The 11363-nt window shown below is 71.9% G+C and carries 8 protein-coding genes and 1 pseudogene; 7 read left to right on the top strand and 2 right to left on the bottom strand.

Annotated features, from left to right (window positions below; genetic code table 11):
* From DCW30_RS29160 to DCW30_RS29145, 4 genes and pseudogenes are all read left to right on the top strand, one after another.
* Window positions 1-701, top strand: a pseudogene (locus DCW30_RS29160) (serine/threonine protein kinase); the annotation flags it as partial.
* Window positions 702-813: 112 nt separating this feature from the next.
* Window positions 814-2523: a serine/threonine-protein kinase gene (locus DCW30_RS29155; protein ID WP_079250032.1), complete on the top strand. Its 1710-nt coding sequence runs from the start codon at window positions 814-816 to the stop codon at window positions 2521-2523.
* A gap of 267 nt (window positions 2524-2790) precedes the next feature.
* Window positions 2791-4407, top strand: a complete 1617-nt coding sequence (locus DCW30_RS29150; RefSeq protein ID WP_062775236.1) for a succinic semialdehyde dehydrogenase — start codon at window positions 2791-2793, stop codon at window positions 4405-4407.
* Window positions 4408-4458: 51 nt separating this feature from the next.
* Window positions 4459-6276, top strand: coding sequence for a GMC oxidoreductase (locus tag DCW30_RS29145; RefSeq protein WP_076684935.1), 1818 nt, complete (start codon window positions 4459-4461; stop codon window positions 6274-6276).
* 144 nt (window positions 6277-6420) lie between these two features.
* On the opposite strand, the gene DCW30_RS29140 is transcribed toward DCW30_RS29145, so the two are convergent.
* Window positions 6421-7461 (bottom strand): LAETG motif-containing sortase-dependent surface protein, encoded by a 1041-nt coding sequence (locus tag DCW30_RS29140; RefSeq protein WP_076684934.1) that lies wholly within the window; start codon window positions 7459-7461, stop codon window positions 6421-6423.
* Between the two features lie 254 nt (window positions 7462-7715).
* On the opposite strand from DCW30_RS29140, the gene DCW30_RS29135 reads away from it, so the two are divergent.
* From DCW30_RS29135 to DCW30_RS29125, 3 genes are all read left to right on the top strand, one after another.
* Window positions 7716-8090, top strand: coding sequence for a hypothetical protein (locus DCW30_RS29135; protein ID WP_076684933.1), 375 nt, complete (start codon window positions 7716-7718; stop codon window positions 8088-8090).
* 199 nt (window positions 8091-8289) lie between these two features.
* Window positions 8290-9141, top strand: a complete 852-nt coding sequence (locus DCW30_RS29130) for a hypothetical protein (protein WP_123985602.1) — start codon at window positions 8290-8292, stop codon at window positions 9139-9141.
* 166 nt (window positions 9142-9307) lie between these two features.
* Entirely contained in the window at window positions 9308-10045 is a 738-nt protein-coding gene (locus tag DCW30_RS29125; RefSeq protein WP_237283391.1) for a hypothetical protein, read from the top strand.
* An 804-nt stretch (window positions 10046-10849) separates the two neighbouring features.
* Here DCW30_RS29125 and DCW30_RS29120 read toward each other — a convergent pair.
* Entirely contained in the window at window positions 10850-11176 is a 327-nt protein-coding gene (locus tag DCW30_RS29120) for a chorismate mutase (RefSeq protein ID WP_076684930.1), read from the bottom strand.
* Window positions 11177-11363: the final 187 nt, after the last annotated feature.

The raw sequence follows: 11363 nt of genomic DNA, 5'->3' as shown, positions 1-11363 counted from the left end.
CCCGCCGCGTCCTGCTGCCGAAGCCGGGCCCGGCCCTGGGGCCGCGCGGGCGCCAGAGACGGGCCGTGCTGATCACGGCGGCGCTGGTGGCGGCCGTGACCGGCGGCGCCGTCTCGGCGACCGCGTTACTGCTCGGCAGGGACGGCGACGACGGCAAACCGGCCAACACGGCGTCACCCACGTCCACCACCGCCACCCCGAGCCCCACGGTCACCGTCACCGAGGAGACGCCTTCGCCCGGCCCGTCCACCCCGCAGGCCCCCGCCGGCTACCGCCTGGCCAAGGACCCCGAGGGCTTCGAGATCGCGGTGCCGCGCGGCTTCGTGCGCCGGACCGACGGCACCCGGGTCTTCTACGCCTCGCCGAGCGGCACCTACCGCGTCGGCATCAAGGAGGCCGAGCCGGAGCCCGGCGGTCCGCTAGCGGTGCAGCGCCGTGCCGACGACGAGGGCCCGCGGACCAACCCCGGCTACCGCAACGGCGAGGTCACCGAGACCACCCGCAACGGCAGGACCGCGGCGCTCTGGGAGTTCATCTGGGACGACCCCGGCAACGCGGGCGGCGAGCGGCAGACGTACGACCTGTGCTGGCAGGAGGGCGGCACGATGTACGACGTGTGGGTCTCGGGTCCCGCGGAGGAGTCGGAGCAGGTGCGGAAGTACTTCGACACGGCGGTCGACACGTTCGTGCGCCGCCGTTAGGGCCTGCCGCCAAGCCCCGTGCGTCACCCCGGTCACAGCTCCGTGCATCACCCCGGTCACAAGTGAGCGGCCCGGCTGGAGTCCCGGGGTGCTCGCACGGTAGTGATGGGGCATGAGCAATGACGGGGGAACACCACAGGGCCCGGGGCCTTACGACCCGACGAGCTTCGATCTGCAGCCGCCGCGGCGTCCGGCTGTGCCGGTCCAGGGCGGTGGAGCGCTCCCCGGCAACCCTTACGCACAGCCGCAGCCGGAGTCACAGTTCCCGGCACAGCCCCGGCCCACTCAGGTGGCGCCGGACCGGCGGGCCGAGGCCGAGCCCGGCGCCGGGCGGCTGATCGCGGGCCGCTACCGGCTCCTCGCCAGGCTCGGGCACGGCGGCATGGGCACGGTGTGGCGCGCCAAGGACGAGACGGTCGACCGCGAGGTGGCGGTGAAGGAGCCGCGGCTGCCCGACCACCTGTCCGAGCGCGAGCGCGCCAACGCGTTCGAGCGGATGCGCCGTGAGGCGCGCGCCGCCGCCCGCCTCGACCACCCGGCCGTGGTCAAGGTCCATGACGTGGCGGTGGAGGCGGGCCGGCCCTGGATCGTCATGGAGCTGGTGCGGGGCCGCTCGCTCGGCGCCGCTCTCCAGGAGGGCACGCTGGGCGCCAGGGACGCCGCGCGCATCGGCCTCGACGTCCTGAACGCCCTGGACGCCGCGCACGGTGCGGGCATCCTGCACCGCGACGTCAAGCCGGACAACGTGATGCTCGGCAGCCACGACCGCGTCGTCCTCACCGACTTCGGCATCGCCCGGATCGAGGGCGAGACGAACCTGACGGACACCGGCGGCTTCGTCGGCTCGCCCGAGTTCATCGCCCCGGAGCGGGTGCTCGGCCAGCGCCCGGGACCCGCGTCCGACCTCTGGTCGCTCGGCGTCGTCCTGTACGCGGCGACCGAGGGCGTCTCACCCTTCCGCCGCAGCAACACCCCCGCGACGCTCCAGTCCGTCCTGAACGCCACGCCCGCACCGCCCGCGTCAGCGTCGGGCCCGCTCGCCGAGGCGATCAACCGCCTGCTGGCCAAGGACCCCGCCCAGCGCCCGGACGCCGCCCGGGTCCGCGTGCTCCTGGAGGAGGCGGCCAGGCCCCCGCAGCAGCCGCCGACGCAAGCCGTCACCGCCGGGGGCGGGGCGGACCGGGAGCGGGGCAAGGGGATCTTCCTGAGCCGCAAGGCGCTGGCCGCCGTCGCCGGGGTGGTCGTCGCGGCCGTGGTGGCCGGACTGCTCGTGGCGCTGGACCCCTTCGGCGGCTCGGACGCGGAGGGTTGGCAGAAGCACGCGTCGAAGGAGCTGGCGGCGACCGTGGCCGCTCCCGAGGGCTACAGGAAGAGCGAGGACGACAACAAGGAGCCGAAGACGCACTGGGTGCAGTACACCGACCCCAGCGGCAGCGTCTGGATCAGCCTCACCCTGGACAAGAAGGCCGAGGACGACGGCGGCGAGATCGCCGAGACCGCCGCCGCGCAGATGTGGGACGACAACGCCGACTTCAAGCAGTCCGGCGACATCGGCCTCGGCATGGCGTCCGAACCCGAGCCGAAGAGCGACGGCAAGGAGACCACGTACCAGGGCCGCAAGGCGGCGGGGAACACGGTCGTCTACTCCAGCAACGACAGCCAGAACCCGCGCCCGCGCGAGATGCGCGTCCTGTACTACAAGACCGAGGCGGGCGACATGTACCGGCTGATGATCGGCTATCCCGGCAAGGGCGACTTCACCGAGCGCGGCCGTGAGGTGGCGGAGACCGCCATCGCGGACCTGGAGCTCGACAAGCTCTGACGCGGCAGGCTGCGACCTCTGACGCGGCAGGCTGTGACACGGCCTCTGACGCGGCGGGCTGCCACTCGGTCTCTCGCTCGGCAGGCCGCGACGCGGCCTCCGGCTCGGCGGGCTCGGGCCCGGCAAGCTCTGAGAAGCGGCCCGATGGAGTGGTAACGCCCTGATCAGCGGCTTTGTCGCCAGCAATCACTGGCGTGGTGTGAGTGACCCGTGAAGCCCGTTACCGATGGGTACCCAAAAGGCTTGTGTGGGCCTACTCTCACGAGCATGACGGACTCGCAGGCCACCGCAGCGCCCCTCGGCACGAACCCGACCGCCCCGGCCCCCGACGGCGCGCGCACCGCCGCCGACGTGGTCACGCCCGAGCTGATCGCCCAGCTCACCCGTGACGTCATCGGCTCGGGCCGTACGGCCAACCACACGCCGCTCACCGGCGACAAGCTGGCCGACCTGCCCGAGTCCACCCCCGACGACGTCGCCACCGCGTTCGAGCGGGCCCGCACCGCGCAGATCGCCTGGGCGCGGACCCCTGTCAGGCAGCGCGCCGCCGTCCTGCTCCGCTTCCACGACCTGGTGCTCCAGCGCCAGGCCGAGGTCCTCGACCTGATCCAGCTGGAGACCGGCAAGGCCAGGCTCCACGCCCACGAGGAGATCCAGGCCGTCGCGGTCGCCGCCCGGCACTACGGCCGCAAGGCCCCCTCGTACCTGAGCCCCAAGCGGCACACCGGCGTCGTCCCGACGCTCACCAAGGTCACCGAGAACCGTCAGCCGCGCGGCGTGGTCGGGCAGATCGCCCCCTGGAACTACCCCCTGGAGCTCTCCATAGGCGACGCGCTGCCCGCCCTCGTCGCGGGCAACGCGCTCGTGATGAAGCCCGACACGGAGACCTGCCTCACCGCCCTGTGGGCCCGTGACCTCATCATCGAGGCCGGCCTGCCCGCCGAGGCCTTCCAGGTCGTGCTCGGCGAGGGCCCGGTCGTCGGCCCCGAGATCGTCCGGCACGCCGACTACGTCTCGTTCACCGGCTCCACGCGCACGGGCCGCGAGGTCGCGCAGGGCGCCGCCGCCCGCCTCGTCGGCGTGTCGCTGGAACTCGGCGGCAAGAACGCCATGCTGGTCCTGGACGACGCCGACGTGGACAAGGCCGCGGCCGGCGCGGTGCGCGCCTGCTTCTCCTCCGCGGGCCAGCTCTGCATCTCCATCGAGCGGCTCTACGTCCACGAGTCCATCGCCGACCACTTCCTGGCGCGCTTCGCTGAGCGCACGCGGGCGATGCGGCTCGGCACGTCCCTCTCGTACGGCGCCGACATGGGCTCGCTCGTCGGTGAGCGGCAGCTGGAGACCGTCACCCGGCACGTCGAGGAGGCCGTCGCGAAGGGCGCCACGCTCGTCGCGGGCGGCGTGGCGCGCCCGGACATCGGCCCCTACTTCTATGAGCCGACCATCCTGGACGGCGTCGAGGCGCCGATGGCGGTCTGCGGCGAGGAGACGTTCGGCCCGGTCGTCTCGATCTACCGCTTCACGGACGAGAACGAGGCGGTCGAGCTGGCCAACGCCACGCCGTACGGCCTCAACTCCTCGGTCTGGACGAAGAACGGCAGCCGCGGCCGCAAGCTCGCCGCCCGCCTGCGCACCGGCACGGTCAACGTCAACGAGGGCTACGCGCCCGCCTACGGCAGCGTCCAGTCCCCGATGGGCGGGATGAAGGACTCGGGTCTCGGCCGCAGGCACGGCTCCGAGGGCATCCTCAAGTACACCGAGGCGCAGACCGTCGCCCAGCAGCGGCTGATGCCGCTCGCGCCCTCCTTCGGCCTGGACGACGAGAAGTACGCGGCGTTCATGACCACGAGCCTGAAGGTCATGAAGGCCCTGCGCCTGCGCTAGCCGAAGCCCGCCGGGCCCCCGCCCCGCGCCCGTTCTCAACGAGGAGAGTCGATGTCACAGGAGAGCTCTGTCCGGAACCAGGCGGGCGACGACGCGTCGTACGACTACGACGTCATCGTCGTCGGCAGCGGCTTCGGCGGCGCGGTCTCCGCGCTGCGCCTGACGGAGAAGGGCTACCGCGTCGGCGTGCTCGAAGCCGGCCGCCGCTTCACCCGCGAGTCCCTGCCCAAGAACTCCTGGGACCTCAAGAACTACCTCTGGGCCCCGGCCCTCGGCCTCTTCGGCATCCAGCGCATCCACCTGCTCGGCAATGTCATGGTCCTCGCGGGAGCGGGCGTCGGCGGCGGCTCCCTGAACTACGCCAACACCCTCTACGTGCCGCCCGCCGCGTTCTTCGGCGACCCGCAGTGGAAGGACATCACGGACTGGCAGGCCGAGCTGGGCCCGTACTACGAGCAGGCCAAGCGCATGCTCGGGGTGCGGCTCAACCCGACGATGACGCCCTCGGACGTCCACCTCAAGGCCGCGGCCGAGGAGATGGGCGTCGGCGACAGCTTCCACATGGCGCCCGTCGGCGTGTTCTTCGGCGACGGCGACGACGGGGACGGCACCGCGACCGCGCGGCCCGGCACGGAGGCCCCCGACCCCTACTTCGGCGGCGCGGGCCCCGCCCGCAAGGCCTGCAACGAGTGCGGCGAGTGCATGACCGGCTGCCGGCACGGTGCGAAGAACACCCTCAACGAGAACTACCTCTACCTCGCGGAGAAGGCCGGCGCGGTCATCCACCCGATGACGTCGGTCGTCGCCGTCACCGAGGACTCACGGGGCGGACACGCGGTCTCGACGCTGCCCACGAACGACCGGCGCAAGGGCAGGGGCCGCACGTTCACGGCCCGCGAGGTGATCGTCGCCGCCGGCACGTACGGCACCCAGACGCTGCTCCACCGCATGAAGGACACCGGCCTGCTGCCCCGCCTCTCGCCACGGCTCGGCACGCTCACCCGCACCAACTCCGAGGCCCTGGTGGGCGCCCAGACCACCGACCGCCGCTACCGCGAGCGGCACGGCGCGCCGAAGGCCGACTTCACCAAGGGCGTGGCGATCACCTCGTCGATCCACCCGAACGCCACCACGCACATCGAGCCCGTCCGGTACGGCAAGAAGTCCAACGCGATGGGCAGCCTGACCGTGCTCCAGGTCCCGTACAGCGTCAAGGGCGGCAAGGCGCGGGTCGCCGGGTGGCTCGGCAATGTGGCCCGCCACCCCTTGCTCCTGGTGCGCTCCCTCTCCAACCGGCGGTGGTCGGAGAAGACCATCATCGGCCTCGTCATGCAGACGCTCGACAACTCCCTGACCACCTACCGCAAGGAGAAGGGGCTCGGCAAGGGCCTGCTGACCGCGCGGCAGGGCCACGGCGCGCCCAACCCCGACCAGATCCCCGAGGCCACGCGCGCGGCCACGATCCTCTCCGAGGAGATCAACGGCTTCGCGGGCTCCAACATCGGCGAGCTGATGGGCACCCCGCTGACCGCGCACTTCCTGGGCGGCTGCCCCATCGGCGACTCGCCGGACACCGGCGTCATCGACCCCTACCACCGGCTCTACGGACATCCGGGCATCTCGGTGGTCGACGGGGCGGCGGTCTCCGCGAACCTCGGCGTGAACCCGTCCCTGACGATCACCGCGCAGGCCGAGCGGGCCATGTCCTTCTGGCCCAACAAGGGCGCCGAGGACCCGCGCCCCGCGCAGGGCGAGCGGTACGCGCGCCTCGCTGCGGTCGAGCCGAAGACCCCCGCCGTCCCCGCGGACGCCTTCGGCGCGCTGCGGCTGCCGTTCCTGGGGATGCCGGCGGTGCCGCCCAAGAAGTAGGCGGAGGGATACGCGTATCCGTACCCGTCGGCGGCGGCTACGGGTATCCGGTCACCGTCGGCCGCCGGGTACGGGTACCCGGACACACGTAAGGACCTGCACCCCCCTCCGAGCGCAGGTCCTTCCGCGTGCTGTGGGCCGCTGTTACGCGGCGGTGTCGGCCTTGCGGCGACGGACGACGAACATCGCGCCCGCACCGACGGCGACAGCGGCGCCGCCGACGAGTCCGATGGTCGGCAGCATCGAGCTGGAGCCGGTCTCGGCGAGGCTGCCGGTCACGGGGAGCTCCTTGGCGCCGCCCTGGGGCACCTTCACGTCCGACGGCTTGACGTCGGGCTTCGGGGTGGGCTTGCCCGGGTTCTCGTTGGTGCTGCCGGGCTTGAGGATCGTCAGCGGGTAGTACGCGAACGAGTTGTGCACGCAGTTCGCCTCGCTGTCCACGTAACCGCCGAGGCCGATCGCGTAGCCCTCACCGGTCGGGGCCTTGGCGCTGACGTTGAGCCGCAGCTTGACCGCGACCTTGTCCTTGGGGCCGAGCTCGGAGGTGACACCGAAGGCGAGGCCGCCGTTCAGGTCACCGTCGATCGACGTCCAGGCCTTGCCCTTCGGGTCCCAGTACTGCAGGTCGGCGTAGTTGCTCAGCCAGTTCTTCTCGGAGTCGCTGTCCGAGAAGTTGTCCACGGCCGCGATCCAGTTGACCTCGCCGAGCGTCTTGTCCGTCGGGTTGGCGGCGGTCAGCTTGAACTCGTGCCAGCCGCTGCCCGCGACGATCTTGCCGGGCAGGCCCGTCAGCGCGATCTTCAGGTCCGAGTCCGCGTCCACGCCGTCGTCGTCGACGGGGCAGTCCGTCGGCTCGTCGGTGGGCTCGTCCGTGGGCTCATCCGTGGCGGTGGGGGACGGCTTGCCCGTCTTGGTGGGGGTCTGGGTGGGGGTCTGGGTCTGGGTGGGCGTCTGCGTGGGCTCGCCCGTCTTGGTGGGGGTCTTGCTGGGGTCCGGCGTACCCGTGGGCGTCTTGGACGGCTCGCCCTCCACCGTGGTCTTCGAGGGGTCCGGCGACTCGGCGACCGCGGCCGGAGACTCGGCGGTGGTGTCCCCGGTCGCGTGGGCGGCCGGGGCCGACAGCAGCGCGATCGGGGCTATGGCAGCCGTGGCCGCCACTGCTGCCATGGCACGGCGAAGCTTCATGAGTTCCTCATGGAAGTCCGGCGCACTGCCTGGGCGGCAGCACGGAGGTGGAGGCCTCCGCGGTGTGGACGCGGGTGTGGCCGTGGTTACTGCATGCATGACCTGCAATGGCTGTGAATGGTTGTCCCTGAATTCACAGAATCCTTATGTGTCGTGGATCACATTGCTTGTGCGGTCGTGAAGGGGTGCCGTAGAACTGCCCCCGTTTTCCGGGCGACGGGCCCGGCCGAGGGAAGAGAAGGGGAGGGGACGGCGTGGCCATACCCGATGAGGTGTGGGAGAGGTTCGAGAACGACAGCGAGCGGGACATCCGTGCGTCGGCGCCGAAGGAACCGTCCGCGCGGGCCCGCATGGTGGCCGAACGGCTCAGGCGGCTCGACGAGGAGGCAGCCCGCCAGGAAGCGGCGAGGGCCGGACGGTTACGCCGCCGGCGCGCGAAGAGGGACGCCGAGCCCGTGCGCTGGCGCCCCGACGACTGGCGCGCGGCGCCCACGGGCCCGCCCGGCGGCGGCCGCTCCGAGCGCTCGCGGCGGAGCCGCCAGGTATGGAGCGTGGTGATCGTCTTCGGCGGCATGGCCGCGGCGATCGTGCTGCTCAGCCCGCTGCGGTTCTCCATATGGGGCTGGTGAACGGCGGGGCGTCCCGAGGGGGCAGCGGGGCGTCCCGAGATGGGCAGGGGAGTGGCGAGGCGGGGCGGCCGGGGCGGAGGCCCCGGCGGAACCGGTGGTGATCTTCTTCCGTCGTAGTCACCGAGCCGGGTGAAGGCCGAGTGGTGCGAGTGACTCCGCATCACGTCTACGTACGTGAAGTGTGCCGGGGGAGAAGTCCGTGAAGTCAGCTGTGTCGCGATCCGTGGTGGCCGTAACGGTCCTCGCCGCTCTTGGATCGGCCGCCGCGTGCGGCGGCGGGGGTGACGGCGGCGGAGCCGGTGGGGAGCGGCCGAAGGCGAGCGCGGCTGCCTCGAAGGGCCCCGCGGCACGGCTGGAGAGGGCGGCCCTCGCCACGGGCGACATCAAGGGGTACGAGGTCGAGCGCCCGAAGGCGTCCGACGCGGCGGAGCGGGCCGCGGCCCGCCCCGGGCAGGCGTCCCCCGCGAAGTGCGCCCCGCTCGCCGCCCTGCCCGAGCCGGAGGCCCGGGTCGACCGGGTGGTGGTCGGCGCGGACGGCAAGCACCACACGGCGACGGACGTCGAACTCGCGGCCTACGCGGTCACCGACGCGAGGAACACGATGACGGATCTGCGCGAGGCGACGCGGGCGGTCGGGACGACGAAGGCGGTTGGGGCGGCGAAGGCGGCGCCGGGGGCGAAAGCGGCGGAGTCCAAGGGGTGCGCCACCTTCCGTGTCGGCGGCCACCGCTACTTCGGGCTGCATCCGCTGCCCGTGCCGGACAAGGGCGACGAGGCGGTCTCGTACGCGTACGCGCACCGCGAGGGCGAGTTCGTGATCCGCGAGCACGTCACGGTCGTACGCCGGGGCGGCACGCTGATGACCTTCGCGGCATCGAACCTCTACGACCCCGAGGGCGTCCAGGACGACCGGCGGGCCGAACGGGACGGCGCGGACGGTGGGGCTGCCATGGATGGTGGCGATGGCGGGGACGGCGGGTCCACACCCACGGCCGACGAGAACCCCCAGGTGGCGCCCGAGATCATCGACGCGCAACTCGACAAGCTCTGATCTCACGGACGTCCGCAGACGCCAAAGTCACAGAGGTGCGGTACAACCTTTCCGGCGGTTTCTGATCGTTACGCAAATCACTGGCAAAGTCGGCGTGTCAGCGCTTTCATGTCGCCTCGGGCGGGGGCCTGCGATCCGCAGGATGCGAACTGAAGGCGAGAAGAACGTGAAGTCAACTGTGTCCCGGGCCGTAGTGACCGCGACGGTCACGGTCGCGCTGGGCCTGACCGCGGCGTGCGGTGGCGGCGGCGACTCCGACGACTCCGGCGACGGCAAGAAGCCGTCGAAATCGGCCACGTCGGCACAGCCGAAGGAGGAACCCAAGCCGGAGCCGAAGGAGAAGGCGGCACTCTCCTCCGCCGAGCTGGAGAAGGCCGTGCTCGCCAGCGGTGACCTCAAGGGGTACAAGGTCGAGAAGCTCTCCGCCGAGGACATGCCCGAGCTGACGGTGCCGGTGAAGCCAAGCGCCTGCCAGGCGCTTGCCGACATGTTCATGTTCACCAGTGACCCCAGGGCCGCTGCCCGCGTCGGCCGCTCCATGACCGGCCCTGACGAGCTGGACGCCACGGTCATCTCGTTCGCGCTGCTCGCACACAAGGAGGGCGCCGCCAAGAACGTCATGGACGACCTCCGTACGGCCACGGAGAAGTGCGAGTCCTACGAGGACGTGGGCTCGAAGTTCGGCGAGGTCGCTCCCCTGACCGCCCCGAAGCTGGGCGACGACGCCATCTCGTACAAGCTCGTGGGTCTCATCGACGACCAGAAGACGCCGATGAGCTTCACCGTCGTGCGCAGCGATTCGACGCTCGTCGCCTTCTACTCGATCAACCTGCTCAAGCCGAAGGCGTTCGGCGTCCCGGAGAAGGTCGTCAAGGCGCAGGTCACGAAGCTCGAGAAGCAGTAGCGGGAGGTAGCGGGGGCCGGTAGCCGGCGGCCGGGACCCGGTAGCCGATAGCTGGAACGCGGTAGCCGGTAGCCGGGCTTCGGTGGCCGGTGGCCGCCGAGTGAGTCGTCGCGCCTGGACGGACAGAGCGAAGGGCCCCGCGGGACGGATCCGCGGGGCCCTTGGCCGTCGGCACCGCTTCAGGGCGGCGACGGTGCCGAGGGGCGGCGCCGGGGGGTGCGCCGCTTGGTCCGTACATCCGGTGGCCGACCCGGCGCACAGGGGGCGCACGCATGGTCTCGACCACTGGCAATGGAGTTCTGGACGGAGGCCGCGAGGCCGTCCTCGTACGCATCGTGCTCGATGGCCGGACGGGGGCGCAACCGTTTCTACCGCTTCTATAGGCAAAAGGGCCCGGAAAACGGGCCCGGGGAGGCCTGGGGGGGGACGGGGGACCGGGCAAGGAGCCCGGTCGGCCCCGGGCGTCCCCGGAGCCGACCGTTCTCTTGGGTGACCGGGCTGCTGTCCCCTGCCGTCCGGTCACGTCACTGGAGCGAGGTCCCACGGCGCACGGGACAACGGTCCGTGCGCCTCATCGCCCCAGCGGAGCCACGCGTGGTTCGTGCGGGCCCGCCCCTGGCTGACACGGACACCGGGACCAACGAAGCCCGCCCGGCCCCGGTCACGCGCCGTACGGGTGAGAGCCGATCCGAACTCAGGTCCGCAGGGCCCGGGACCCGCAGCGCCTCGGACCCCGCAGCGCCTCGGACCCCGCAGGGCCTGGGCCCCGGGGCGCGGTGGCCCGACGGGGCCAGGACCGGGCGGTCAGACGCGGCCGCGGCACAGTTCGAGGAGGGTCATCGCGAGGGCCGTGCCGGGCTTTCCGAGGGCGTCGCTGTAGTGGCCGAGGATCTCCATCTCGCGCGAGAGGTTCACGCGGCGCCCGCCCGAGGTGATCCGGGCCTCCTGGATGACGGCCGAGACGGCCATCCGTTCCTGGACGAGACCGATGATGCGGTCGTCGAGCGCGTCGATACGCTCCCGCGCGTTCTCGATCGTGCCGACAGCCTCGGGCGTACGCGCCCCGGTCCTGTCGGCAGCGGCAGCGGCGGTGGTGGCAGCGGCAGTGGTGGCAGCGGTGGCGGTGGTCATCGTGGGCTCCTCGAAGGTTCGGTTCGGCCGGGGAGCCCCGGAGCGGCAAGGTCCGGATACGACGAAGCGCCCCGGGCCTTGTCGGCCCGGGACGCCCGGTAAGTCGCTTGTCAGGTGATCAAGCAGCTCGACCATGGCAGCCGGCGGGCCGGGTGCCATAGGTAAAGAGGAAGTCGTAGCGCTTGGT

It is taken from the genome of Streptomyces alfalfae (genome assembly GCF_004127445.1).
GTDB lineage: Bacteria > Actinomycetota > Actinomycetes > Streptomycetales > Streptomycetaceae > Streptomyces > Streptomyces alfalfae.
This window is presented reverse-complemented; position numbering and strand designations above follow the sequence as displayed.